The 23,739-nt window shown below is 39.3% G+C and carries 30 protein-coding genes and 1 pseudogene; 14 read left to right on the forward strand and 17 right to left on the reverse strand.

The annotated features are described in order from the left end of the window. Positions 1–60: 60 nt before the first annotated feature. The 7 genes from CWC14_RS06020 (at position 61) to CWC14_RS06050 (ending at position 7,573) form a co-directional block, all read left to right on the forward strand. Positions 61–498 (forward strand): hypothetical protein, encoded by a 438-nt coding sequence (locus tag CWC14_RS06020; protein ID WP_249928703.1) that lies wholly within the window; start codon positions 61–63, stop codon positions 496–498. A gap of 59 nt (positions 499–557) precedes the next feature. After that, positions 558–827, forward strand: coding sequence for a hypothetical protein (locus tag CWC14_RS06025; RefSeq protein WP_249928704.1), 270 nt, complete (start codon positions 558–560; stop codon positions 825–827). Between the two features lie 663 nt (positions 828–1,490). Then, positions 1,491–2,870 (forward strand): MATE family efflux transporter, encoded by a 1,380-nt coding sequence (locus CWC14_RS06030; RefSeq protein ID WP_033104422.1) that lies wholly within the window; start codon positions 1,491–1,493, stop codon positions 2,868–2,870. After that, positions 2,867–4,861, forward strand: coding sequence for an excinuclease ABC subunit UvrB (gene uvrB / locus CWC14_RS06035; protein ID WP_138561864.1), 1,995 nt, complete (start codon positions 2,867–2,869; stop codon positions 4,859–4,861). Before CWC14_RS06030 ends, uvrB begins: the two co-directional genes overlap by 4 nt. Continuing rightward, a complete protein-coding gene (locus CWC14_RS06040) occupies positions 4,862–5,791 on the forward strand; it encodes a class I SAM-dependent methyltransferase (RefSeq protein ID WP_138561866.1) in 930 nt (309 codons plus the stop codon). It abuts the gene before it with no gap. A gap of 8 nt (positions 5,792–5,799) precedes the next feature. Beyond that, positions 5,800–6,465 carry a tRNA (adenine(22)-N(1))-methyltransferase gene (locus CWC14_RS06045; RefSeq protein ID WP_138561868.1) on the forward strand — a complete coding sequence of 222 codons (666 nt, stop codon included), beginning with the start codon at positions 5,800–5,802 and terminating at the stop codon, positions 6,463–6,465. Positions 6,466–6,559: 94 nt separating this feature from the next. Further along, positions 6,560–7,573 carry a hypothetical protein gene (locus tag CWC14_RS06050; protein ID WP_028835016.1) on the forward strand — a complete coding sequence of 338 codons (1,014 nt, stop codon included), beginning with the start codon at positions 6,560–6,562 and terminating at the stop codon, positions 7,571–7,573. An 11-nt stretch (positions 7,574–7,584) separates the two neighbouring features. On the opposite strand, the gene CWC14_RS06055 is transcribed toward CWC14_RS06050, so the two are convergent. Continuing rightward, positions 7,585–7,827, reverse strand: coding sequence for a hypothetical protein (locus tag CWC14_RS06055; RefSeq protein WP_013465274.1), 243 nt, complete (start codon positions 7,825–7,827; stop codon positions 7,585–7,587). A gap of 166 nt (positions 7,828–7,993) precedes the next feature. Between CWC14_RS06055 and CWC14_RS06060 the strand changes: the two genes are divergently transcribed. Next, positions 7,994–8,443: a methyltransferase family protein gene (locus CWC14_RS06060; RefSeq protein WP_013465273.1), complete on the forward strand. Its 450-nt coding sequence runs from the start codon at positions 7,994–7,996 to the stop codon at positions 8,441–8,443. A gap of 60 nt (positions 8,444–8,503) precedes the next feature. Here the strand turns inward: CWC14_RS06060 and queC are convergent, their stop codons facing one another. Beyond that, positions 8,504–9,160 carry a 7-cyano-7-deazaguanine synthase QueC gene (gene queC / locus CWC14_RS06065; RefSeq protein WP_008110177.1) on the reverse strand — a complete coding sequence of 219 codons (657 nt, stop codon included), beginning with the start codon at positions 9,158–9,160 and terminating at the stop codon, positions 8,504–8,506. A gap of 145 nt (positions 9,161–9,305) precedes the next feature. Between queC and queE the strand changes: the two genes are divergently transcribed. Beyond that, positions 9,306–9,971, forward strand: a complete 666-nt coding sequence (gene queE / locus CWC14_RS06070) for a 7-carboxy-7-deazaguanine synthase QueE (protein WP_076923049.1) — start codon at positions 9,306–9,308, stop codon at positions 9,969–9,971. A 129-nt stretch (positions 9,972–10,100) separates the two neighbouring features. Here the strand turns inward: queE and CWC14_RS06075 are convergent, their stop codons facing one another. Genes CWC14_RS06075 through CWC14_RS06085 form a run of 3 tightly spaced genes read right to left on the reverse strand, consistent with a single transcriptional unit; the run spans position 10,101 to position 10,983 of the window. Continuing rightward, complete coding sequence (locus tag CWC14_RS06075; RefSeq protein WP_138561870.1) at positions 10,101–10,373, reverse strand: hypothetical protein; 273 nt, start codon at positions 10,371–10,373, stop codon at positions 10,101–10,103. A gap of 15 nt (positions 10,374–10,388) precedes the next feature. Further along, positions 10,389–10,691 carry a hypothetical protein gene (locus tag CWC14_RS06080; protein WP_138561872.1) on the reverse strand — a complete coding sequence of 101 codons (303 nt, stop codon included), beginning with the start codon at positions 10,689–10,691 and terminating at the stop codon, positions 10,389–10,391. A 52-nt stretch (positions 10,692–10,743) separates the two neighbouring features. Beyond that, complete coding sequence (locus tag CWC14_RS06085; protein WP_138561874.1) at positions 10,744–10,983, reverse strand: hypothetical protein; 240 nt, start codon at positions 10,981–10,983, stop codon at positions 10,744–10,746. A gap of 84 nt (positions 10,984–11,067) precedes the next feature. Here CWC14_RS06085 and CWC14_RS06090 point away from each other — a divergent pair, with 84 nt between their 5' ends. Continuing rightward, the gene (locus CWC14_RS06090) at positions 11,068–11,274 is read left to right on the forward strand and encodes a hypothetical protein (RefSeq protein ID WP_249928705.1); all 207 of its coding nucleotides are present in this window, start codon (positions 11,068–11,070) and stop codon (positions 11,272–11,274) included. A gap of 132 nt (positions 11,275–11,406) precedes the next feature. Here CWC14_RS06090 and CWC14_RS06095 read toward each other — a convergent pair whose 3' ends face one another. The 5 genes from CWC14_RS06095 to CWC14_RS06120 all read right to left on the reverse strand — a co-directional run bounded on the left by CWC14_RS06095 (position 11,407) and on the right by CWC14_RS06120 (position 14,070). Continuing rightward, the gene (locus CWC14_RS06095; RefSeq protein WP_010388464.1) at positions 11,407–11,853 is read right to left on the reverse strand and encodes a hypothetical protein; all 447 of its coding nucleotides are present in this window, start codon (positions 11,851–11,853) and stop codon (positions 11,407–11,409) included. 115 nt (positions 11,854–11,968) lie between these two features. Further along, on the reverse strand, positions 11,969–12,427 hold the full coding sequence (locus CWC14_RS06100; protein ID WP_138561876.1) for a DMT family transporter: 459 nt from the start codon (positions 12,425–12,427) through the stop codon (positions 11,969–11,971). 7 nt (positions 12,428–12,434) lie between these two features. After that, a complete protein-coding gene (locus CWC14_RS19695) occupies positions 12,435–12,923 on the reverse strand; it encodes a DMT family transporter (RefSeq protein ID WP_249928706.1) in 489 nt (162 codons plus the stop codon). A 123-nt stretch (positions 12,924–13,046) separates the two neighbouring features. Further along, on the reverse strand, positions 13,047–13,526 hold the full coding sequence (gene bcp / locus CWC14_RS06115; protein ID WP_013465264.1) for a thioredoxin-dependent thiol peroxidase: 480 nt from the start codon (positions 13,524–13,526) through the stop codon (positions 13,047–13,049). Positions 13,527–13,536: 10 nt separating this feature from the next. Next, positions 13,537–14,070, reverse strand: a complete 534-nt coding sequence (locus tag CWC14_RS06120) for a glycine cleavage system transcriptional repressor (protein ID WP_008464556.1) — start codon at positions 14,068–14,070, stop codon at positions 13,537–13,539. A gap of 354 nt (positions 14,071–14,424) precedes the next feature. Here CWC14_RS06120 and bamC point away from each other — a divergent pair, with 354 nt between their 5' ends. Beyond that, the gene (gene bamC, locus CWC14_RS06130) at positions 14,425–15,483 is read left to right on the forward strand and encodes an NlpB/DapX family lipoprotein (protein WP_138561878.1); all 1,059 of its coding nucleotides are present in this window, start codon (positions 14,425–14,427) and stop codon (positions 15,481–15,483) included. 65 nt (positions 15,484–15,548) lie between these two features. After that, on the forward strand, positions 15,549–16,937 hold the full coding sequence (locus tag CWC14_RS06135; RefSeq protein WP_138561880.1) for a YjiH family protein: 1,389 nt from the start codon (positions 15,549–15,551) through the stop codon (positions 16,935–16,937). A gap of 32 nt (positions 16,938–16,969) precedes the next feature. On the opposite strand, the gene CWC14_RS06140 is transcribed toward CWC14_RS06135, so the two are convergent. After that, positions 16,970–17,119 carry a DUF2897 family protein gene (locus CWC14_RS06140; RefSeq protein ID WP_008112987.1) on the reverse strand — a complete coding sequence of 50 codons (150 nt, stop codon included), beginning with the start codon at positions 17,117–17,119 and terminating at the stop codon, positions 16,970–16,972. A gap of 85 nt (positions 17,120–17,204) precedes the next feature. Further along, positions 17,205–17,741 carry an acyloxyacyl hydrolase gene (locus CWC14_RS06145; RefSeq protein ID WP_138561882.1) on the reverse strand — a complete coding sequence of 179 codons (537 nt, stop codon included), beginning with the start codon at positions 17,739–17,741 and terminating at the stop codon, positions 17,205–17,207. A 246-nt stretch (positions 17,742–17,987) separates the two neighbouring features. On the opposite strand from CWC14_RS06145, the gene CWC14_RS06150 reads away from it, so the two are divergent. Both CWC14_RS06150 and CWC14_RS06155 read left to right on the forward strand, forming a co-directional pair. Continuing rightward, positions 17,988–18,581 (forward strand): MlaC/ttg2D family ABC transporter substrate-binding protein, encoded by a 594-nt coding sequence (locus CWC14_RS06150; protein WP_138561884.1) that lies wholly within the window; start codon positions 17,988–17,990, stop codon positions 18,579–18,581. 210 nt (positions 18,582–18,791) lie between these two features. Next, positions 18,792–20,129, forward strand: coding sequence for an ankyrin repeat domain-containing protein (locus CWC14_RS06155; protein WP_138561886.1), 1,338 nt, complete (start codon positions 18,792–18,794; stop codon positions 20,127–20,129). Positions 20,130–20,192: 63 nt separating this feature from the next. On the opposite strand, the gene CWC14_RS06160 is transcribed toward CWC14_RS06155, so the two are convergent. From CWC14_RS06160 to CWC14_RS06180, 5 genes and pseudogenes are all read right to left on the reverse strand, one after another. Further along, a complete protein-coding gene (locus CWC14_RS06160) occupies positions 20,193–20,645 on the reverse strand; it encodes a DUF2069 domain-containing protein (protein WP_008464564.1) in 453 nt (150 codons plus the stop codon). Then, the gene (gene wrbA, locus CWC14_RS06165) at positions 20,642–21,196 is read right to left on the reverse strand and encodes an NAD(P)H:quinone oxidoreductase (RefSeq protein ID WP_138561888.1); all 555 of its coding nucleotides are present in this window, start codon (positions 21,194–21,196) and stop codon (positions 20,642–20,644) included. Before wrbA ends, CWC14_RS06160 begins: the two co-directional genes overlap by 4 nt. Further along, a complete protein-coding gene (arsC, locus tag CWC14_RS06170) occupies positions 21,196–21,543 on the reverse strand; it encodes an arsenate reductase (glutaredoxin) (protein ID WP_058154879.1) in 348 nt (115 codons plus the stop codon). Before arsC ends, wrbA begins: the two co-directional genes overlap by 1 nt. Before the next feature lie 54 nt (positions 21,544–21,597). Next, positions 21,598–23,055, reverse strand: a complete 1,458-nt coding sequence (gene bepA, locus CWC14_RS06175) for a beta-barrel assembly-enhancing protease (RefSeq protein WP_138561890.1) — start codon at positions 23,053–23,055, stop codon at positions 21,598–21,600. Between the two features lie 12 nt (positions 23,056–23,067). Next, positions 23,068–23,717 (reverse strand): annotated as a pseudogene (locus CWC14_RS06180) (hypothetical protein). Positions 23,718–23,739 lie beyond the last annotated feature (22 nt).

Genomic DNA, 23,739 nt, shown 5'->3' on the forward strand with positions numbered 1-23,739 from the left:
TTCATATTGGCTATTTATCTCAAACCTAAAAGCTTTTCGATTGCGATCTCGGCTGGAGTTATGTCAGCTGGTTTAGCTTTGGGTGATTACTTGCACAGCAACGTATTGAGTTTGTTGCATATAGATGACCAGATTTATTATTGGTACTTAGCATGGGCAATCTTCTCACTTTTCCAAGCGTTTGCAGTGATAGGTTTTCATTGGTTATTTGGTGTTTTGTTTAGCGAACAAGTTAAATTGGTGTTTATTACCATGTCAGTAAACGCACTTTTAAACACCTTAATGTTTATTGATCGTAACATCGTTGCACTAAATTTTGATAGTAGCCCTAACGAATATGGTGAAGATAGCTGGCTACTATGGGATTTATACAGCATAGGGATTAATGCTAATCTGCTGTTCTTAGCGTTGGTTTTACTATCCCGAGGCAAGTTAAAAGGTAATGTAGTATGGATGTTCTTATTGTATTGTTGTTGCTTTGCGGCATTGTCGCTTTAGGCGTTTTCTCTTATCGCTTCTATATGTTAGAGGCGATGGTAAAAATACCCGAAAGGCATTTGCAAAAGATAACTGATGAATCGTTATCAGAGTTATGCGGTTTATTAAGTCAAGAAGGTGTGCCAAAGGATATTGTAGATTTAGTACGTAATCGCAAGCTAGCGAGTCGTACGTCTCATTTAAAGCACTTTACTAATAACCCTAGCGGTGAGTTCATTGAGCTGATTAGAGGCGCTGAGGAGCTTATAGATAGGCAATATGAGACTGGTGAAGACCTATCACAACCTATCTCAGCACTTCTCAAGTTAGCAAAGACCACCACCGAATAAAAAAGCAGCGAAAGCTGCTTTTTTATTGACCATCGTTTATCACCTTAGCCCGCGCGGCATAAGTGATAAAAAATGAATTATCATTTAAACCCGTGCTAATTATCATTTTTGGTCGGCGGCTACACTTCATACACATAACAGGGGCATACAATGCTGTTTGCATATTGGTAACGGAAAAAACCAAATTATCAGACAATTTAGCACCCGGTTGTAGCCCTTTATAAACGTGGGGTTGATTGAGTTATCCACGGTTTCTGTGGATAACTCTGTTTATGAAACTTTAAGAACATCAGCACCCCCAGCATTGTAGGGCGCTACAACGATTTCAAGTATTTAAAAGCTTTTTTTTATACATTTAAAAACAATAGCTTACGATTCAGCTAAGTTACTCACTTAATCGATAAATAAAATTTTTCGTGACGATAAAACAAAGCCTCTGACTGTGTGATAAATCAACAAAACCTAAAAATAAATGTTGCAAAAGTTACATAAATGTATTTAATTTGATTTTTAATGTGTTTGTGCAAAATTTATTTACAACAGCGTAAAAGTAATAGTTTGTAGATTAAAGGCTGATTTAGTTGTTTAGATTTAATAAAGCATGGCTTGAACAGCTCGGATGCTTTAAAATATGCCGTTCAGTAAAAGAGGCTTATTTATTTTATGCGCGCACATTCTCAATCACATACTCGCCCTGATTTACTCACCGCCCCAATCTTGCCTACACTAAAGAAAATGACCATTCCGATGATCTTTGGGATGATCACCCTAATGATGTTCAACATAGTTGATACTTTTTTCATTAGCTTATTGGGTACTGAGCCGCTTGCTGCAGTGAGCTTTACATTTCCCGTTACTTTTACCGTTATTAGTTTAGCGATTGGTTTAGGCATAGGTACCTCAGCGGTAATAGCAAAAGCATTAGGCAGTAACAATATTGAAGAAGCGCGTTTTGATGCCAGTATATCGTTGTTGATTGCGGTGGTATTAGTGTTGGTTTTATCTACGTGTGGCTATTTATTAATTGATCCTATTTTTACTTTACTCGGAGCTGGGGAGCAAGTATTACCGCTCATTCATGAATATATCAGTATTTGGTTTTTAGGCAGTGTATTTTTAATTACCCCGATGATTGGTAATTCTGTACTGCGTGCCAGTGGCGATACTAAAACACCGAGTATTATTATGGGTGGAGCGGGGCTTATCAATGCGGTACTCGATCCTGTACTTATTTTTGGTTTTGGCCCCATTCCTGCGTTTGGCATTAAAGGAGCCGCCATCGCCAGTGTTATAGCATGGGCAGTTGCTGTGGCAATTATTTTATACTTATTAATTGCTAAAAAGCGCTTGTTGAGTTTAAAAGCAGGGTCGCAAACGGTTATTGGAGCTATTCGTAAAATATTAAAAATAGGCTTACCCGCAGCAGGTGCTAACATGCTAACACCGGTTGCTATGGCAGTAATGACGGCATTGGTTGCACATCATGGTCCAGAGGCTGTGGCTGCTTTTGGAGTAGGGAGTCGAATAGAATCAATAGCGAGTTTGGTGGTATTAGCATTATCGATGACTTTGCCACCTTTTATTAGTCAAAATTTTGGAGCCAGTCATTTTTCTCGCGTAAAGGATGCCTACCTAGGAACCTTAAAATTTGTGATGTTATGGCAGTTTGTTATTTATATTTTATTAATTATGTTCTCAGGCGTCATAAGTGAAATATTTGGTAAGGAGCAAGCCGTTGTTGATGTCATAAAACTGTTTATTTATACCATCCCATTAAGTTATGGCTTGCAAGGAGTGATCATTTTATCCAACTCCTCGTTTAACGCTTTACACAAACCCATGAACGCCTTAGTTTTGAGCGTCATTCGGTTATTTATTTTTTATGTTCCCTTTGCGTATATCGGGAATGAACTGGCAGGTTTAATCGGCTTGTTTATTGGCGCGGCCATTGGTAATTTATTCACAGCCCTTGTAGCCTATAAGTGGTTTATGAAAGAAATTGAAGCGTTAAGCAGTCAAGCATTACAGGAGTGTAGTCATTGAGCGATCATTTTCAGTTAAAATCAAAATTTAAACCCGCTGGGGATCAGCCTACCGCTATCGCTCAGTTGTGCGAAGGTTTAGAAGCAGGGCTTGCTCATCAAACCTTATTGGGCGCAACAGGGACGGGAAAAACCTTCACGATGGCTAACATCATTAGTGATTTAAATCGCCCCACTATTATTATGGCGCACAATAAAACCTTAGCGGCGCAATTATACGGCGAGATGAAAGAATTTTTCCCGCATAATGCGGTTGAGTACTTTGTATCTTACTACGATTACTACCAACCAGAAGCCTACGTGGTAGCCAGCGACACCTTTATTGAAAAAGATGCATCCATCAATGAACACATTGAGCAAATGCGGCTCAGCGCCACTAAAGCGCTATTAGAGCGTCGCGATACCATAATCGTTGCGTCGGTATCGGCGATTTATGGTTTGGGCGATCCTGATTCATACATGAAAATGATGCTGCTTTTAAAAGTGGGCGAAAAAGTCGACCAGCGCGATATGCTGCGCCGCCTTGCAGAGCTGCAATATACCCGTAACGATATTGATTTTAGTCGAGGTACATATCGTGTTCGCGGCGAAGTGGTGGATATATTTCCAGCTGAATCAGATACCTTTGCAGTACGTGTAGAAATGTTTGATGATGAAGTTGAACGCTTGAGTATTTTTGATCCATTAACCGGTGCGGTAGAAAAACACATAGTGCGCGCTACTATTTACCCTAAAACTCACTATGTAACGCCACGAGAAAAAATACTCGAAGCCATCGAAAAAATAAAAGTTGAGCTTAAAGAGCGCAGGGCACAATTACTCAGCGCTAATAAATTAGTTGAAGAGCAACGTATTGCGCAGCGTACCCAATACGACATAGAAATGATGACCGAACTTGGTTATTGCTCAGGCATTGAAAACTACAGCCGTTACTTATCGGGGCGCACACCTGGCGATCCACCGCCAACATTACTCGATTATTTACCCGACGATGCATTAATGATTATTGATGAATCGCACGTAACTGTCTCGCAAATTGGCGCTATGTATAAAGGCGACAGAAGCCGTAAAGAAAACCTCGTTGAATACGGTTTTAGAATGCCCTCGGCCATGGATAACCGTCCACTGCGTTTTGAAGAATTTGAAGCCATTGCACCGCAAACTATTTATGTGTCGGCCACACCGGGTGATTTTGAATTAGAGCGCAGCAATGGCGAGGTTGCTGAACAAGTTATTCGTCCAACCGGCTTACTTGATCCATTAATAGAAGTGCGTCCGGTTGGCGATCAGGTTGATGACTTACTCTCAGAAATTTATAAAAGTGTTGAAAAAGGCGAGCGCGTGTTAGTAACAACACTGACCAAACGCATGGCTGAGGATTTAACTGATTATTTAAGCGAACATAATGTAAAAGTACGCTACTTACACTCTGACATAGACACCGTAGAGCGGGTCGAAATTATTCGTGATTTACGTGCCGGTGTGTTTGACGTGTTAGTAGGCATTAACTTACTACGTGAAGGTTTAGATATGCCAGAAGTTGCACTAGTGGCTATTTTAGATGCCGATAAAGAAGGCTTTTTACGCTCAGCTCGCTCACTTATTCAAACAATAGGCCGTGCTGCGCGCCACCTTAATGGTCGCGCTATTTTATACGGTGATAGAATCACTAAGTCGATGGCCAAAGCCATTGATGAAACCCAGCGACGCCGCGATATACAGCATGCTTATAATGTTAAGCACGGTATTGAGCCCAGTGCCTTGGTTAAAAAGATACTCGATGTAATGGATGTAGGTGAAGATGCTTCACCGCAAGATAACTTACAGCTTATTCGTAAAGACTCTAAAAAAATCCTCAGTGCTAAAGAGATTGCCACGCAAATTAAGCAGCTTGAAACCAAAATGCATGCGTATGCCAGTGATTTAGAATTTGAAAAAGCCGCCTCTGTACGCGACGAAATACATGAACTACAACAACAGTTGATTAATTAAATGACAATCGATTTTACTCCTCTTATTAATGCATTAGCAGACACGCCTTTTGCAGATAACGAATTATGCCGCGTATTTCATGGTCGCGGCCACAGCGTAGAAGCGCTAAGCCATATTAACTTAGACTTTTATCCACCGAGTTTGTTTTTGGTGTCATACAGTGAAATTGATGAGGTAACACTCACTACGCTCACCGATACGTTATGGCAGTGGGCACAACAACATCATCCAGAGCTAATTACTGCATTGGTGTATCAGCAGCGAGCGGGGCTGCAAAGCCATAACACCCTTGTTCACGGGCAATTGCCCGCGCGCCATACCGTAGCCGAAAATGGTGTGCGTTTTTTGGTTGATTTAATGAGTAAGCAAAACACCGGTATTTTTCCAGATATGCGAAAAGGCCGTGAGTTTGTCATGGACAATAGTAAACATGCCAAAGTACTTAACCTGTTTTCTTATACTTGTGGTTTTTCGGTAGCGGCTATGCACGGCGGTGCCGATCATGTGATGAACATGGATATGAGCAAAGGCGTGTTAAAAGTCGGTAAGCAAAACCATCAATTAAACAATGTTGATAGGGGCGTCAGTTTTTTACCGCATGATATTTTAAAGTCGTTTGGTAAGCTAAAAAAAGCCGCACCGTTTGATTTGATTATTGTTGATCCGCCCAGTTTTCAAAAAGGCAGTTTTATTTTAACCAAAGACTATCAAAAAGTGCTGCGCAGACTTCCTGAGCTTTTAAACGATACTACACAGTTATTGCTATGCGCTAATAGCCCAGAGCTTACAGAAAACGATTTTAAAGCACTTATTGAAGAGCATACTCAAGGTGCTATTGAGTTTGTTAAACGCCTAGAACCGACTGATCGCTTTATTGAAATTGATAGCGATAAAAGCTTAAAAGCATTGGTGTACAAAACAAAAACATAGTGAGTTAAATGAAACTGAGTAAACGTTTAAACGCCATCAATTCGTTAATTACACAGTCTTACGATATTGTTTGGGATTGTTGTTGCGATCATGGCTTTTTAGGTATGGCATTACTTGAGCGCGGCATAGCCAAACAAATAAACTTTGTTGATATTATTCCAGAGTTAATGGAAGCGCTTGAGCAGTCGCTACAACAATTTGAGCAAGGAAAGTCTTTGCCTTCATGGCAAGTGCGCTGCGAAGATGTTGCGCAAATTAAATTGCCAACAGCTGCAAAGCAAGTGGTGGTTATTGCTGGTGTGGGGGGCGATTTATGTTTAAAGCTTATTGAACAAATTATTGCCAACAACCCGCAAAGCTTGCACCAACTCAGTTTTATTATTTGCCCCATTCAGCATCTTTACAAAGTGCGCGAAGGTTTAAAAGCCTGTAATTTAAAGCTCGAAAACGAGCAAATTATTGTTGAAAACAAACGTTTTTACGAAGTATTACACGTTAGTGTAAATGCCAGCCAAACACTCACTCAAACCGGTGGTCAAATGTGGGATAAACACAATCCACAACATCATCTATATCAGCAACAATTGCTTGACCATTATACTCGAATGCTCAATAAAGATAGACTTTACTATCAAAAAGTTATAACAGAGTATCAACGCGTATTTGAATGCTAAATACTCCTGTCAGTGTGATCGATTTTTGTGATTAACCACGTAAAGTGCTTCATAGTTAATATCCTGCCATCAGGCAGATTTATTTGGTTTATATATGTCAGATAAAAATATAAAAATTGAGCCATTATTAGGCGATGGGCAAAAGTGGCAACACAGTTACGAGCAACCGATTTCGTATGCACCGTTAGTGCAATTGGCCAATAATAATTGGATTGTTCCCCAGCATTTTTTACGTTACAAACATACGCTGGCCAGTGTTAATGAAGTGCTTAACGACATTAGTTTTTCTACTCACTTTAGTGTGTTAGCTGCAGAAAAAAACAGTGATATTTATCTGCAAGTGGCGGTACTTAGTCCAGATAATTACCGTGCTGAGAACAAAGCAAAAAAGTTACTGTTTGGTCGTCGCTGGCCAGTAGAGCAAAATTTGCCAACCTCAGAGCTTATTCAAACAGCATTTTTAGCATTGAAAGTGGCACGCGAGCATGAAGTAAGAGAGCTTTTTCAGCTGCAGCATCAAGGCGCAACCAGCACGCCGTTTAATAATCATCATGATTTACCTGTTATGGCGCAAAACCCTGAGCTTGTTAAAAGCACATCGTTTAAAAATATTCCATTGAACGACCTGATAGAGCGCCTGGTGTTTGCGGATAATAAAATTGCGCTAATTAACTGCCAAGCCATAATCACCGGCGAGCAGGTGTATACGGTTAAACTTCATTGCGATAGTTGTCAGCTAAGCGAATTTAATAATAAAACTTTGTCATTTTTAGCACCTGATGCAACAACCAACAGCTTTTTACATAGCTTTATTGCCGCACTGGTTGCTGTAAGTAACGAGTATGTGAGTGAGCATTTTAAATACCAAGGCTTTGCGCGCTTTAGTAAACATGTACACGCAGAGCAGGTAGGGGAGCTAAGCATTGCCATGCGTTCACCAAGTTCAGTTAGTTTATGTTCTATGGGTAAGCAAGAGGCGAATCAGTTAAACTTTGAAATAGACAGCGGCAGGGCACCCCAAGGGTGTGGACAAGCCATTGGCGGGTTTTTAGCTGCCCATGGTATAGAGCAGCCAGAAAATGCACATTTATACCCTAATTATTTATAACTAAGGGACGGCTATAGTTTGTTTATTTCTTGTTTTACGCTATAGCTTGAGTCGGTAACAATGGCTTCAAGTGTTTGTACTCGCTGTTTGAGTTCAGTCACTTGCGCGGTTACTTCTGCTAGTTGCTTATGAGCATCTTGATTGTTGTCTTGAACTTTATGTTTAAACTCAAGGTGCTTTTTATACATATCGTAAATAACCCCCGAACCTACAGAAATAAGTACAATGAGAACTATCATTGTTGTGCCAGACATAATTACTTCCTTTAATTTTATTTTAAGTTTAAATTATAACCATAATTAAGCGCCGATAAAGCTAATTAATTGTAACTTTATTTGTATTTATAAAGTCATTGTTATTATTTGTGCCGCCACCATATAGTAACCATGCAGTTTTTTTTAATCGATACAAGGAATAGGTATGTTAAATAATAAAATTCCACCGGTTGTCGTTGTGGTATTTTTCGCTGCTGTTATGGCACTGATTGCGCATTACACAGTAATAGACTTTACCGCCTTCATAACTTACCTAGCATTAGGATTAGTCGCTATAGGTTGTTTCTTTTGTATTGCTGGGGTCGTCAGTTTTCGTTTAGCCAAAACCACGGTACTACCAAATAAACCTGAGCAAGCAACAAGCTTAGTTACCTCAGGGGTATATAAACTCTCACGTAACCCTATGTATTTAGGCTTTGCTTTTATACTGGCGGGGTGGGGCGTGTGGCTAAGCTCTATTTGGGCTTTTTTAGGTATTGTGGGCTACGTTGGTTATTTAACGCTGTTTCAAATCATTCCCGAAGAGCGGGCGTTACATCAGTTATTTGGTGAGCAATTTGAGGATTACAAATCGCGGGTAAAACGCTGGCTTTAATGTTTTTTCATACTAAAAAAGGCTACCCTTGGTAGCCTTATAGTGTGCTTATTTTAAACTTTACTCGTATTCAAGCGGGTCGGTTACGTTGTTCAGCTCAAAGGCTTCTAAACGTTCTTGGCAAGCGCCACATTTGCCACAGGCCTTATCACGACCGTTATAACAGGTCCATGTTTGGCTGTAGTCTAATCCCATTTTAATACCATCGGTTAAAATATCGATTTTAGTATTATTTAAATACGGGCTAAAAATTTCTACCGCATCGTAATTAGCAATACGACACACATCATCCATCTTTTTAACAAACTCAGGGCGGCAATCTGGGTAAATAGCATGATCGCCCGAATGCGCACCGTAATACACTTTGCTTGCTTTAAGCGACACCGCATAACCTACCGCTAAAGAAAGTAAAATCATGTTGCGATTAGGCACAATGGTGCTTTTCATGCTTTCTTCTTCGTAATGGCCTTCTGGCACATCAATATCGTCTGTTAACGACGAACCACCAATAAGCTGATTAATTGCTGATATATCAACAATTTTGTGCGGGACATTTAGCTTTTCACATACGTTGGCGGCAACTTTAAGTTCTTTAACATGACGCTGACCATAATCAAACGAGAGGGCATAAACATCATGGCCTTGCTGCAAGGCTTTATTTAATACAGTAAATGAGTCCATACCGCCGGAATAAATAACAACTACTTTTTGCGTCATACGTGGTTTGCTCTTTAGTTTTGATAGAGGTTTATATCAGGGCGCGATATACTACACGGCCAAGGCATAAATGACAATTTTTGCACCGTGCTTTGCGATTTTTAATAGTAACAATTTTGCCATCAGGTTGTAAGTGAGATTTCTTTTGTACAAAATTAATGAAGTGTTTGAAACCATTCAAGGTGAAGCGAGCTTTACCGGTACGCCGTCTATATTTTTACGCCTGCAAGGTTGTCCTGTGGGATGTTCGTGGTGTGACACTAAACAAACTTGGGATGTTGATAATGTATATAAAGTATCACTAGATGACACGGTTGAAAAAAAAGCCGACTCGGATCATTGGGCTGAGGCCAATGCCGCGCAGGTCCTGGAGTTATTTAAGTCCCGTGGCTATACCGCCAAGCATGTTGTGATCACCGGTGGTGAACCTTGCATGTACGATTTAAATCCAGTATGTAATTTATTGCATGATCATGGCTTTAGCACGCAAATAGAAACCAGTGGCACCTTTGAAATTCTCGCCCCTGCCCAAACGTGGGTTACGGTATCACCAAAAATTAATATGCGTGGTGGTTACAAAGTATTGAGCAGTGCTATGCAACGCGCCGATGAAATTAAACATCCGGTTGCTATGCAAAAACACGTAGAAGAACTGGAAGAGTTATTTGTCGCCACGGGTGTTAACCCAAAACTGGTATATTTACAGCCAATCAGCCAAAAAACGTCGGCAACTAAATTAGCCATTGATACTTGTATCGCCAAAAACTGGCGCTTATCAATTCAAGTACATAAGTATTTGGGTATTAGTTAAACAGAAAGCGCAGTTATAAGTGCTTAGCTGTAAGCGTTAAACTGCTTGGCGTTAAGTTATATTACGTAGGTTGGGTGAGTAAACCCCAACCTAACTCAACAAATTTAAACTCATAAAGCCAAGCAGGCTTTAAATATAATTTTCATCAATAAACTGGCACCACAGCTGTGTATTTAATTCTGGTACGTTTGGCTTATCTCTAATACCGAGTTTAAACATGATCACAGAGCGCCATTCTAAAGAGCCAATGTCTGGCCCATGTCCATAACCGTCACCGGTATTTATTTGCTGTTCAACATGATTAAACCATGCTTCAGAGCACGGAGAGTATTTTCTATCTTTTTGCGCAACACTACTGCACCCAGCAATAATGAGTAATAAAGGAGCCATTAATAGTTTCATATTTTACCTATGTGTTTATTTTGCTAATCGCTGCTGTGTTAAGTTTAAACGCTTATGTGAGCTGTATACTTGCAACCTTTCATCGTCCGTAATTAAAAATGCATCCATTTCTACAAATATTAAAGCAGATATGGGGAAAACCTCTAAAACACCAAGGTCAGCAAGTTTTGCTGAAAGAAGTGCCGTTTTGCCATTAGCAATAAAGGTAGAGTCTTGATCACGAAAATCGCCATCAACATATAGTTTTGCACCACCAAACCATGAGTTAAAAATTTTAATTTTATGACCCTTAACCGTGAATTCGAACTCTTTTCTCATTTTAAAACTCCGTTTTTTGAAAAACATATAAAGTTTTAACAACTTGTTATACCTAGCTTCTATTCATTAAAGTAAATACATGATGCTCTTTTATATTCTTTATATGAGAAAAAGACTCAAGAACCTCTTCTCTAAAACCAAATTCAACAGAGTCAATTAATGAATCTGCAATAAGATCATTACCGCTCTCTTTTTCTCTGCCTATAAAATCAAATAATCTAATAATTTTATGAATAATCAATGGGGTAGTATCTGTCCTACCTGAAAAAATATCAACCAAAGCACGTTCCATGTAAATTAGTACAAGTGAATCTAGATCTTCTTTTGTTGTAGGTGGTAAGCCGCCTTTACCAACTTTTAAAATAATATCTTTGATTTGAAATTAAAAACATCGTTTACTGTTGGGCATTTAATGTGTGAGCGCAGTGAAGAAAATATAAAATTTATGCAGGACTTTAATAATACACTCTCAAAATTAATTCAAAGCGATGAATACAAAGCGCTTATATACCACTTTGCGGCTGACTTACCTGCTGAACAGTTTAATAAAATTTATCAGCAAGCACTGTTGGGTGAAAAGTGAGAACGCAAGCACAGCGTAGTTTTTTAACCGCTAGGGTAGGCTATTTATCATTGAAATAATAAGCCGATGATAAAAATAAAGCCGCCTTTGTAAGGTAGATTAGTATAACGCTGAATACTTGGCTCTGAAAATTCAAACAATGGCACTAACAAGTGCACCTGCGTCAGTAATACCTGCGTCTTTCATGGCTTGGCTAATCATTTGTACCAGCGCGACTACTTGAGATTGGGTTGATGAAACAATATTTGCCTGTGCTTCAATTTGTGCTTGTATGACCTCGTCTTCCGGATCGAATTGAGCTTGTAATTGAGTGAGTTGTTCTTTTTGTTCTTCAAGCTGCTGTTTGAGCTCTTTAAGTTGCTCTATCATTTTTGCGATATATTCAGGCATTTCTGAATTTGTTGCTTTTTCAGCGTTTTGCTCAGCCTCTTTTCCTGAGAGTTTATTGCGTTCTTTGTCTGATAATTGATAATCAGTGTTGTCCTGATTTTTTGTTGTGTCTTTTGTTTGTTGTGCAATATTTGTTTTTTCGGCTGTAATTTTAACGTCAAAGGCTGAGTGTTTATTTAGCTGTATCACGGTTTATTATCCATAATAGTATGTTTATTAATGTTGTTATCGGCCGCGATGCCAAAGTTTAAAGTGCTAAAGCAATAAAAAACGTTGCCTTTGAGCAACGTTTTTTAGGTTTATACTACGATTTTTTGTTTTCAACTTTACCGCTTGAATAAATAAAAAATAATGCAATGGCTAAACACACTAACGCCGCTAGTCGACTGGGTGACAATGCAATAGCCTCATTACCAAGCCAGCCAAAATTATCAATTAATACACTCATGGTTAGTTGACCAAAAATAACCGCGACGGTTGCCACCGCTGTACCTATTTTTTGCACCGTAAGCACCATAATAACAATGTATGGTACGCCACACATGGCACCAAGTAGCTGCCATTTTGGTACATCCATTAAGGTTACAGCATGATTTGGTTCAAAATAAAATATGAGCAGTGCGGTAACTAGTGCACCAACAGAAAAGGTTAAAAAAGCACTTTTAAAAACACCGACGTTACCGCCTAGTCGTCCGTTTAAGGCTGCTTGAATGCTTAATGTTGCGCCACCAATTACAGCTAGAAAAATCATAATAATAGTCATAGTGAGTTTATCCTTGTGCCATAAAAACCAGAGAGATAATAATAAACGCCAAAGCAATAATGCGTTTAACATCGATTTTGCGTTCAGTGGTGCCAAACAAACCGTAATGGTCAATAATTAAGCTTTTGAAAATTTGCCCTGCGAGTATGCCGATCATTGTCATGGCTATGCCGATGTTTGGCGTTGCAATTGTTAAAATAACCACGTAAACAGGGCCAAGCACGCCACCTAATAATAAAGAAGGGGGCTGGCTAAAAAATGAAGGACTATTACGAGGGCTAAAAAACAGCATTAGCTTATATTTATGCAGCAGATTACGACAATGCATTAGATACACTGCAACAAGGTAATTTAGAGGGAAGTGCTTATGGTGATGTTTTAAAATACTACATTTACGATCAGCAAAATAATCAAATAAAAATGGCTGAATTGAAAGGACGTTTACCAGCAGCCTTTGCGGTAACACCGGCTCTACTTCCTCGAATAGGTATTCCACAATCACCGTTATTAGCTAAATTATAAATAAGCAAATATAAAAAAGCGTTGCTCTTGAGCAACGCTTTTATTTTTATCTTGTTTAGCCTTTAGCCTTTAGCCTTTAGCCTTTAGCCTTTAGCTTTTATTCAGCTGCTAAATAATCTAATACCACTTGGTGGTGATCTTTGGTTTTGAATTTATCAAACAAGTGTTTAATTTTACCGTCTTGGCCTACTAAGAAAGTGAGGCGGTGGATACCGTCGTACTCTTTGCCCATAAACTTTTTATAGCCCCACACCCCAAATGCGTCAGCAATGGCATGATCTTCATCTGAGAGTAGGTCAAAGTTAAGCTCTTTTTTTGTTTCAAAGTTTTTAAGACGCTTAATCGGATCTGGGCTTATGCCAACAACATGGGTGTTAAATTTAGCAAGCTCGGCTTGTTGGTCACGCAGGTTTTCGGCTTGTACTGTACAGCCAGGCGTTGACGCCTTAGGATAAAAGTATACCAGTACTTGTTTTTCTTTTAATAACTCGCTGAGCACGACGGTTTCGTCATTTTGGTTTTGTAAGCTAAAAGCCGGTGCTGTGTCGCCACTTTGTAATGGGGTAATTTTGTTCATGCTAAACTCCTTAGCGAATACGTCGAAAGATGTAATCTACGTTTAAAACGTGCGAAAGGTTTTCAAAACTAATTTTAAATTGGTCAATATCAACGTCAACGGGAATATTAAATTCAAGTTCACAGCGCATTTTAAGTTCAGTTTCCTCTTCGTAGGTGTCTGACTTTAATGAGCAAATATTAATATTATTATCTGCAAAAAAACGCGTTACTTTACTTAATGTGCCAGGGGTGTCTATGCCAGTGTATTCTAGGGTGTAGCCTGCACAAAACTCGCTTTGATTATGGCTTGAAGTGCGTTTCATCATAGTAAGCAGGCCAAGCTCCATACCTTTGGTAGGGAGTGTATGCTCAATACGGCTAATGGCCGACATATCACCGCTCAGTAGCATAATAAAAGTAAGTTCGTTGCCTAAAATAGCAATGCGACTATCTATTATATTACAGTGGCAATCACTGACGAGTTGCGTAAGCTCACTAACGATGCCCGATCTATCTTCGCCAATTGCGGTTAAAACAATTTGATGATTTGAAAATGCAGTCATGGGTTTTAAAGTACCTAAGTTACTTGGATGATAACAACCGACTTGGCAACAAAAAATAAACACGTAGCGTTGCACGGCGGCAAAGTTTAACACAAAACCCGCGTTAAACTACAGCGACGGTTAATTTTAGGCGGTTAATAGTGCAGTGTTTCTTGTTTTTACAAGCTTGTGAAAGTACCATAGCAAAAATGTGTCTATTTGTAGCCTAGTCTGTTGGTCATCTTGTTGGCTTAATGCAGTTAGATAAGCAAATTATAAATGTAAAGTTAATATTGATTTTACACTGAACCAAATCGGTATTACCCACTCATATATTTGTTAAAACAATTAAGGGTATGCTAAGGAGAATTATCTGTGCAGTATTGGATCCCAAAAGCACTAGCAGTAAGTGTATTGGTAAGTTTGTCAGGGTGTAGTGTATTTACGAGTGATGCCCATAATGAGCGTAATTACCGCGCTCATGAGCCGGTTAAAACACCTGCTTCGTTATCACAACCCGCTCAAGATCCTGTTTATAAGATGGATGTGGGTCAATATGATAATAATCCGGAGGCAACAAACTATCGTCCGCCGGCGCAAGTGTTAACCATTGCTAAAGGCAGTTGGGTTGAGGAAGCAGATAAACAAGCACGTATTTATTTTGATAAAAATGATGGCATTGATGATTTAGATGTATTCATTTGGGATTCGATTCAAGCAGTGCTTGCTGATAACAACATTAGCGCGACACAACAAAACAAAATGCAAGGAACACTGGAAACAGATTGGTACGCCATTGTTAAGCCAGAAGAAAGCTGGTTATGGGGCGATGATGAAAGTGTTGATTTAGAACGTTTTAAATTTACTATTGAAGAAAAAGAGCATCAACGCACAGCATCATTAACGGCTGAGCTTATTGATTTCAAAGGTGATAAACCTCTGACTGATTTATTAAAACAACAGCTAGAAGTGCGCGCCCTTAATCAAGTGGTGAGTGAATTTGATTATCGCTATCGTCAACTTGAAGTTGATATGCGTAAGCGCCAAGGAATAATTTCATTAGAACTTGGATTTGATAACAAAGGCAATGCAGCACTTGTTACTGAGCAAACGTATGACACCGTATTCGATCGCTTTTCTGGATTTTTAGAGCGTTTGTCGTTCACAATTGTTGAAGTAAACCAAGAGACAGGTTTAATTACAGCAGATTACACGAAAGTAGAAAGCAGTGTATGGGATTCAATTTGGGGTGATGAACCAACAGAGCTTCCAATTGATGAAGGTCAATACCAAATTTTGGTTAGCAAAACCAAACAAGGTGGCACCAGTCTAACGTGGATGGATGACAAAGGCGAAACGCTTGAACCAGGTACAATGAATGGGTTACAGCAAGCATTAGAAGCGGCGCTAATTAAGCGCGGTATTAAAATTTAATAATTATAAATACTTCCCACAAAAAGAGCTGTTTGCTCTTTTTGTGGTTTTTACAGGTTGAAAATATGTCTCCGTTAGATTCATCAGGCCCAGCACCAGTCCAAAAAAGTTATGATTTGAAAGTGTGGTTGGTTTTTTTAATTCCTTCATTAATCGGTGTGTTTTTGTTTATGACGCCAGTACCGTCTGGCGAAATAATGACGATTCCTATTGCGGTAATGGCAAAAGCAATTCAAGCTTTATTTAGTGAGATAGCGCTTGGGTTAATAGCGACAATTATTTGTATTACTGGCGTAATGTCGTTGGTATTTAGTGTGTTTAAACCGAAAAGCTTAACCAAATTTCGCTTGTTAAATCATTTATTTAATGTGAGTTGGATTTGGTTAGTAACACGGTTGTTTGGTATGGCGTTTGTGCTTTTAACTTATTTTCAAGTTGGGCCGCATGCTATTACCTCAGAAAATACCGGCTTGCTGGTATTGAAAGATTTATTACCGGTGTTGTTTTCGGTGTTTATTTTAGCGGGCTTATTACTGCCGTTATTACTTAATTTTGGCTTACTTGAACTGGTGGGTACCTTACTTACTAAAGTAATGCGTCCATTGTTTGGCGTACCAGGGCGCAGTGCAGTTAACTGTGTTGCTTCGTGGTTAGGTGATGGCAGTGTCGGTATTTTGATGACTGCACGCCAGTATGAAGATAAATACTACACTCAACGTGAAGCTGCGATTATTGGTACCACTTTCTCTGCTGTATCAATTACCTTTTGTTTGGTTGTTATTGGCCAAGTAAAGCTTGAATATTTATTTGCACCTTTTTACCTAACCGTGTGTTTAGCGGGTGTAGTGGCTGCAATAATTGTTCCGCGTTTACCACCACTGCGTTTTAAAAAGGACGTGCTTATTGATGGTGAACAACCTGATGGCAACGCCGAGCTAGTTCCTGAAGGCAAAACATTATTTAAGCATTCACTTGATGTTGCATTAACTAAAGCAGAAAAAGCACCAGGCTTAAAAGGCACAATTGAAGAGGGCTTACACAACGCATTTGATATGGTGTTTGCAGTATTACCTGTGGTAATGGCTGTGGGTACATTTGCTTTAATTATTGCTGAGTACACGCCAATATTTCAATATTTAGGTATGCCGTTTATTCCATTTTTAGAATTACTACAAATACCTGAAGCCGAAATGGCGGCGCAAACGATTATGGTGGGATTTGCAGATATGTTTATTCCGTCTATTTTAGCCGCAGGCTCAATTGAAAGCGATGTAACACGTTTTATTATTGCGGCAATGAGTGTAACGCAACTTATTTATATGTCTGAAGTGGGCGCACTTTTATTAGGTAGTAAAATACCGGTTAATATTTTTGAGTTATTTGTTATTTTTATTCTCAGAACTTTAGTAACCTTGCCAGTTATTGCCTTAATGGCGCACTGGTTAGTTGGCTAAGTAATGATTTAAACGAAAAAAGCCCTGATTATTCAGGGCTTTTTTGTTTCTCTTTTTTGCCTAGATGAACTTGATTCTGAGTGTTTAAACTCGCTTTTTGCACTTAAGCGCAGCAGTGCTAAATTGCCGATAACAATAGCCAGTACAATCGAGATAACGAGTACGATTTGCCAAATTTGCATTACGATGCTCTTATATTTTATTAAGCGGTTATTATGACCACATTAAATAAAAGCTGCAATGCTCTCTAGGGCTGTAAATAAGCAATTAGAAACGTTGTGCCACCGACAAGGTTAAAAAGTTAATCCCTGGGTTCGGCGATTTAAATCCGGCGTTTGAATAGTGAATAATTCGCAGCGCTACATTGGTTTCACCAAAATCCGCCACTAGACCTATTCTGTCTTCAAACTGGTAGTGAGTACTTAGGTTTTTATCGGCAAAATAGCGTTCATCAAGTAAGGAAAAGCCAATACCAGCCTCTACATAAAATGGCGTATTGTATAGGCTAAATGCTGGGAACTGCACTACTGGCGAAACAGCTAACACCAGGTTTGATTGTGACTGTTGATCATGGCGGTAATGCCACAGGTTAATGCTGCTTTCAAGGTAAAAGCGGGCATCACCCACAAAGTTTTGCGCACCCTCTGGATAATACTGATACGCAAGCTTTACTCCAGTTACATTGCCTTCGCCTTTTAATAAGTCTACAGCGTAGCCATGGTTTGGGGATGCATAGGCTGCATGAGTTGTCAGTAAAAATAAACAAAAAACAATAATAGAAATCATATTATATGAGGTTTTCATAATGGCCAACTACGGGGGAAATTAAATTAGTAATTAAATGATAAGGGCGGTGAATTACTGTTTTCAATGAGGACAAAAATCCGCTTGTAGATGGCTTGTTAACTGAACACTTTAACTGATTGAATTTATTTAACTAATTATATTGGTGCTAATTGGGCATTAATAAGGTGCTTATTTATGCCTTTTTTGTTGCCTGTTATTTGCGTAAATTACGCTAAACTTAATTATTTAAACTATCCATTTATTATGAAACTTATAAAGCTTTTAGTGGTTGTTGCTGTTTTTTTCAGTAGTGCTTTGTATGCACAAACTCAGCCGTCACCTAAACAATTATTGCAAACTGTAGCCGAATCATTATTTAACGATATTGGGCAGGTAAATGCGCAAGGTAATGCCAGCAAAGAAGCGATGTCTTTAATTGTTGAGCAGCGTTTGATGCCACATATTGATATTAAGTTTGTGTCGTTTAAATTATTAGGTAAACATATTAAAGGTATCAACCGCGAGCAGGGCGTTGCGTTTATTGGTGCGGTGGAGCATTACTTAACGGGTACTTATGCGAGTGCACTAATGAAGTATACAGGGCAAGATGTAATATTTGAGCAAGACGCCACTGCAAGCGACTCTAAATTTGCCACTGTTAAAACGCAAATTATTGAAACTAATAAACCCACCATAGATCTGCACTTTAAACTGCGTTTGGGGAATGATCAGCAATGGAAAGTATACGATATTGTTGCTGAGGGAATTTCGTTACTCAGTGCTAAGCAAAAAGAGATCATTCAACGAATTTCTGATGTGGGATTAGACCAAGTCACAGCTGAACTGCAGCAAAGCTAGTTCCTTTGCAATTAAAAGCTCCAACCGTAAAAGCAGCTGATGGCGCATGTCGTTAGCTGCTTTTGTATTTTGGTCTATATTGCATGAGTTTACGCTAGCTTGACTACCAAGCTGTGTTAGAATATCGACTTCTTTGATTAAGCGTGGTGTCAGCTAAAAACAGTTATAACTGACCACTCACCCGAGCTACACTGGAGTTGTGTTGTTTTAATGGAAAATGTACTAATTTGGCCAAAGGAATACCCGTTATTGGTCAAAGGGCTGGTTGAACAAAACGGTGCCTTCATTTTAGATGCTTTAGAAGCTTGGCCTGCCTGTCGCTCTACTGAAGAAGATGATGGTGTTTGTACTACGGTTTTGCCCCCAATTTATTATTTAACCTGGTTAACCCCCCTAGAGCCGTTTGAAGAATGTTATTTTCAGCATATCTGTGAATATGATGAAGATGCACAAGTCTATATTGCTGCACTTAAAGAGCATTATTTTGCCAATGATTACAGTATAGAAAATATTGTTTTAATGTTGTGTCAGCGACTTGAAAAATACGCAAGTGTATCGGCACAAAATAATATTGAAACGCCGCTTTCATTAATCAGTCTGTTTTTTAGTAAACGTTTTTTTACTTTGATAGAACATGCGCTTGAACAGGGTGCTAAGCTCTCAGCTGCAGATACCTTATCTATTTGGAAAGAGGTCGACTTTAGAGAGCGTTTAAGTGCGCATATTCCTCAGTCGATTGCAGACATTGAATATTTAGCAGAGCTTACTAGCGAAAAGGTAGCTGCAGGCAAAGATTACTTTACTTTATTAACTCAGGTTTCGCCTGATGTTGATTCTATTGTGTTGTTAGAAAATGCCTTACTTGCCCATTTAAACAAGAAAAAAGCTAAGCAAACCATGGCTATGCGCTTTATTGAACAAGGTGCGACGGGTACCTTGAGCGATGAAGATAACAAAACAGCATTTATGTGGGCTGCAGAAAAAGGCTATGTAAATGTAATAGAAATGCTCCTGCAATACCAAGATAAAAAAGCCGTAGACATTAAAGGTAATACAGCGCTGCATTACGCGGTGATGAGTAAAAATGAATCGTTAATGATTTTACTGCTTAAAGCAGGGTATGATTTTAGAGCGCGTAATAACGACGGATTAAGTTGTTACCGTTTAGCTGTAAGCATCAAAGCCAGTAACTTAGTTAAATGCCTTGAACGTGATTTTGGTATTAAAGAATTATCGCCAGAAGGGCAGTTAGATCGAATTAAAAAAGTGCATGTATTACATGCGGTTGTGGCTTTATTGTTACCGCTACAGTTGTTTTTCTTTTTTGATGAAAATATCACTATAAAAAGTGAGCTCACTCTTTTTATGACCATGACGGCGGTGGTGTGTTTTTTCTTTGCAACAAATTTAAAGCGCTGTTCGTTGTATCCGCACGTAAAGCACCCTTGGGGGTTGTTTTTATTAAGAATGATGTCGGTTTTTAGCCTTGTATCCCAGCTAGGTTTAGCGTGTATAGTGGGACTAGCAGCTTTAAGTGAGTTAGTTTAACCACTTACTTAATTATAAAAAAACGCGCTAATAAAGCGCGTTTTTTATGTTCTGAGCTGATAGCTATGAGTTGTTTTTATCGTGTTCATGCGCTGCTTTTTCTTCAGCAAGTTCATCTTTAAGCTTACGAATTTTAAGTCCAAGCTCTTGTCCTCTATGGCGTGCATAGTAAGTACAGCCAATAAACATAGATGAGGCAAATAGTAACTCTAGCAATACCCATACTAACTCATCTTGAGCAACCCATAGCAATGTAAAACCATGGATAAAATAAAACATAACAATGAAGTTAGCCCATGCATAGGTGTAGGTTTTATCTTGTAGTATGCCTTTTAAAGGTAATAATAGCGGTAGCACATAGACTAAAAATAGAAAGGCGTCACTGTGACCCTCTCTCGGTGCTAACACAAACATCCATAGTGGCATTAAAATAAGCAGGCCAAAATAACCAAATAGGGCTAGGCGCTGAAATTTTACGGTCACTGGCTTTTTAGCAGACTCGCTATTTTGGGTCATTTAAGTTTACTCGCTACTTGAGTCAAGCGTTTGCCTACGCTTTGACATATTTTAATTTCATCTTTACTTAGGGTAGAGCTGTTACTGCTGCCAGCAACGTGGGAAGCGCCGTAAGGTGTTCCTCCTGTTTCGGTGCCGAGCAACTCAGGTACATCGTAAGGTACGCCCATCAACATCATCCCATGGTGTAACAAAGGCAATGACAAATTGAGTAGGGTTGCTTCATTGCCACCATGCATACTGCTTGATGATGAAAACACACAGGCAGGTTTATCGATGAGTTGGCCTTTGAGCCAAAGATCGCTGGTGGTTTCCCAAAACGTTTTTGCTTGTGAGGCCATCATGCCAAAGCGGGTTGGCGTACCAAATGCAAGCGCATCACAGGCAACTAAATCGTCTTTACTGATCACAATGTCATGCGGGTTTTTAGCTACAAACGTACGCAGCAAGGCGGTTGCACCTTGTTGTTCTATCGATTCTGCTATTTCATGCGCCATGGCTTCTACCGAGCCATGGCTTGAGTGATACAGCACCACGATGGTTGTGCTCATTATAGAACGCTTAATACGTTTTCAGGCGGGCGACCTAGTGCTGCTTTATTGTTATTTACTACAATTGGGCGCTCAATTAGTTTTGGGTGATTGACCATGGCATCAATAAGCACCGACTCGCTATTTTCATCTTTTAAATTAAGCGTTTTGTACTGCTCTTCTTTGGTGCGCATCAAATCTCGTGCCGAATTAAACCCAAGTTGAGAAACTAAGGTACTAATTTGCTCATGAGAAAGGGGTGTTTTTAAGTATTCAACAACACTCGGTTCAATGTTTTTACTTTGTAATAGGTTAAGGGTTTCGCGTGATTTTGAACAACGCGGATTATGATAAATAGTAACTGACATAAAAATACATCCAAAGTATAAATTGTGGCTATTTTAGGTGAACTCACTAAAGACTTAAAGCCTCGCAAGCTCTTTTTGCAATAACCGATACTGTGTGAGTAACGCTTTTAAGCGCTGTTGCTTAACATTTTCACTTGGCTCTACAAAATTAAGCGCTTTTTGTATTTCGTCGGCCGCTTTTAAATACGCACCATACTGAGATAATACATCGGCATTGGCTTCATGGTAGGCCGCCAATTTTTCTTGTTTTTTGTAGGCGTCAGTTAAAAGCTGTTTGCCTAAACTGTGATCGGGTTTTTCCAGTAAAAACGACTTTAATATATTTTCAGATAACTCATATTGCTCAGCCTCTAGTGCCGCGTTGGCGTAATTTAAGGTTATCACTTGGTTATTTGGCCGATAATTATTTAACTCGCTTAAGTAACTAACAGCTTCTGCGGCTTTTTTTTGTGCAATGAGTAAATCTGTTTTGGTATCAATATAAAATAAGTTTTTAGGATCGTCTGCCAGTAACTCATCAAGAATAGGCTGTGCTTCATCCGTCTTTTTTTGATCAAGCAAACTAATAGCTAAACCGTATTGTAATGCTACGTTGTTATAGGTGTTTTCGCGCATTAACTTTCTAAATAAGGCTTCTGCGTTTTCGGGTTTGTTATCGTAACGCGCCAGGACTCGGCTTTTTGCTAAGTCAAAATCAAGGCTCGAGCTTACCTGGCGTTTAGGGTATTGCTCGGCGCGAAGGCGAACATCTGACACACGACTTTCAGGAAGAGGGTGAGTGAGTAAAAACGCCGGTGGTTTATATTTATAACGAATTTGTGCGGCAAGTTTAGTTAAAAATTCACTTGATGCTCTGGCATCAAACCCTGCGTTGTTGAGGGTTTGCATGCCCATTCTGTCTGCTTCTTGCTCGGCAGAACGGCTATGTGTCAGCTGACTGAAAGCTGATTGTGTTTGGCTGGCTGAAATAATAGCCATACCGGCATCAGGGGCTACAACCGCGGCTAAAATACCAGCAATCATGCCGGCAATGGTAAGCCCGCTATTATCTTGTTGCTGCTGAATGCGCCTTGCTAAGTGGCGCTGTGTAACGTGTGCAATTTCATGGCCAAGAACCGATGCAAATTGACTCTCGTTATCGGCTTGGGCTATTAATCCGGTGTGTACACCAACATGGCCGCCATAAAATGCAAATGCATTGATTTCGGGATTATTTAACCAAAAGAATGAAAACCCAAAACGTACATCATTGGCGTTAGCAACTAACTTTCTACCTAAAGTTGTTAGGTATTCATCAAGCACCGGATCGTTAATCAAAGGCGATGAGCCTCTGATCTGCATCATCATCACTTCACCAATCGCTTTTTCTTTTTCAATTGGCAATGCTTGTAAGGCTGAAGTGCCTAAGTCGGGCAGTTGAAGATTGGTTTGTGCCTTTAACGGCTCACTTATCAGTAGGCTAAATGTAAGCGCTGCACTGCATAAAGTGATAAAGGCTGATTTTAGCTGCATTATATTCCTTGTTTATTTTTTATCAGGGGCACTAGCACTTGAAGGATCATCTGTGTATAAACGGCTGTCCTTTTCACATAGTTGATAAAACGCCTTTATTGTGACCCCATCAACCTTAACAATGTTCAATTGAGTTTGTAAAAAAGCAATAATTTTATGAACCACTTTGTGAGAATGTAATATAAGCGCTTTATCTGCCTCATCGCCTTGGTCTAAGTAAAAGCCAATGAATTTATGTAACTGATTAATGCGAATAACGGTTTTCATAGTCAATGGATCCCATAACCTAAACTCCATTGATTCATCATGTCGTGCGTACCTATCGATGGCGGTATCATTAGAAAAAGGGAAGGCTTGTAATTCAAAACCACGCTCGGTAAACACTTGATGTAGTGAAATTCGTGGCTTGTTATTGCTTTCTTTTTCATAAAGTTCGTTGGGGTCTATTCCCAGCGCTTCTAAATTCCAATTGCGTTTGTCGATAATACGCTTAATGGCATTATCAAATCCGTGATCTAAAATACTTTCACATTCACTCACCGATGAAGCCACTAAATGATAAAAATGCGGCAGCTCCCCCAATTAATTTGCTTTTTAAACCAATTAATTTCTTTGAGAGTTGGATTGCTAGGCAATTGCGCTTTATTATGCGAATTAGGCATTAACGTATCCTGATAGCTAACG

It is taken from the genome of Pseudoalteromonas sp. S3260, from assembly GCF_005886925.1.
GTDB classification, from domain to species: Bacteria; Pseudomonadota; Gammaproteobacteria; order Enterobacterales; family Alteromonadaceae; genus Pseudoalteromonas; species Pseudoalteromonas tetraodonis.

What these genes read in the sequence shown, in the direction of transcription:
- CWC14_RS06020 (WP_249928703.1), top strand. Translation starts at nt 61, where the DNA reads ATGTCAGCTGGTTTAGCTTTGGGTGATTACTTGCACAGCAACGTATTG.
- CWC14_RS06030 (WP_033104422.1), top strand. Translation starts at nt 1,491, where the DNA reads ATGCGCGCACATTCTCAATCACATACTCGCCCTGATTTACTCACCGCC.
- CWC14_RS06040 (WP_138561866.1), top strand. Translation starts at nt 4,862, where the DNA reads ATGACAATCGATTTTACTCCTCTTATTAATGCATTAGCAGACACGCCT.
- CWC14_RS06045 (WP_138561868.1), top strand. Translation starts at nt 5,800, where the DNA reads ATGAAACTGAGTAAACGTTTAAACGCCATCAATTCGTTAATTACACAG.
- CWC14_RS06050 (WP_028835016.1), top strand. Translation starts at nt 6,560, where the DNA reads ATGTCAGATAAAAATATAAAAATTGAGCCATTATTAGGCGATGGGCAA.
- CWC14_RS06055 (WP_013465274.1), bottom strand. Translation starts at nt 7,827, where the DNA reads ATGTCTGGCACAACAATGATAGTTCTCATTGTACTTATTTCTGTAGGT.
- CWC14_RS06060 (WP_013465273.1), top strand. Translation starts at nt 7,994, where the DNA reads ATGTTAAATAATAAAATTCCACCGGTTGTCGTTGTGGTATTTTTCGCT.
- queC (WP_008110177.1), bottom strand. Translation starts at nt 9,160, where the DNA reads ATGACGCAAAAAGTAGTTGTTATTTATTCCGGCGGTATGGACTCATTT.
- CWC14_RS06075 (WP_138561870.1), bottom strand. Translation starts at nt 10,373, where the DNA reads ATGAAACTATTAATGGCTCCTTTATTACTCATTATTGCTGGGTGCAGT.
- CWC14_RS06080 (WP_138561872.1), bottom strand. Translation starts at nt 10,691, where the DNA reads ATGAGAAAAGAGTTCGAATTCACGGTTAAGGGTCATAAAATTAAAATT.
- CWC14_RS06085 (WP_138561874.1), bottom strand. Translation starts at nt 10,983, where the DNA reads ATGGAACGTGCTTTGGTTGATATTTTTTCAGGTAGGACAGATACTACC.
- CWC14_RS06100 (WP_138561876.1), bottom strand. Translation starts at nt 12,427, where the DNA reads ATGACTATTATTATGATTTTTCTAGCTGTAATTGGTGGCGCAACATTA.
- bcp (WP_013465264.1), bottom strand. Translation starts at nt 13,526, where the DNA reads ATGAACAAAATTACCCCATTACAAAGTGGCGACACAGCACCGGCTTTT.
- CWC14_RS06120 (WP_008464556.1), bottom strand. Translation starts at nt 14,070, where the DNA reads ATGACTGCATTTTCAAATCATCAAATTGTTTTAACCGCAATTGGCGAA.
- CWC14_RS06135 (WP_138561880.1), top strand. Translation starts at nt 15,549, where the DNA reads ATGTCTCCGTTAGATTCATCAGGCCCAGCACCAGTCCAAAAAAGTTAT.
- CWC14_RS06140 (WP_008112987.1), bottom strand. Translation starts at nt 17,119, where the DNA reads ATGCAAATTTGGCAAATCGTACTCGTTATCTCGATTGTACTGGCTATT.
- CWC14_RS06145 (WP_138561882.1), bottom strand. Translation starts at nt 17,741, where the DNA reads ATGAAAACCTCATATAATATGATTTCTATTATTGTTTTTTGTTTATTT.
- CWC14_RS06150 (WP_138561884.1), top strand. Translation starts at nt 17,988, where the DNA reads ATGAAACTTATAAAGCTTTTAGTGGTTGTTGCTGTTTTTTTCAGTAGT.
- CWC14_RS06155 (WP_138561886.1), top strand. Translation starts at nt 18,792, where the DNA reads ATGGAAAATGTACTAATTTGGCCAAAGGAATACCCGTTATTGGTCAAA.
- CWC14_RS06160 (WP_008464564.1), bottom strand. Translation starts at nt 20,645, where the DNA reads ATGACCCAAAATAGCGAGTCTGCTAAAAAGCCAGTGACCGTAAAATTT.
- wrbA (WP_138561888.1), bottom strand. Translation starts at nt 21,196, where the DNA reads ATGAGCACAACCATCGTGGTGCTGTATCACTCAAGCCATGGCTCGGTA.
- arsC (WP_058154879.1), bottom strand. Translation starts at nt 21,543, where the DNA reads ATGTCAGTTACTATTTATCATAATCCGCGTTGTTCAAAATCACGCGAA.
- bepA (WP_138561890.1), bottom strand. Translation starts at nt 23,055, where the DNA reads ATGCAGCTAAAATCAGCCTTTATCACTTTATGCAGTGCAGCGCTTACA.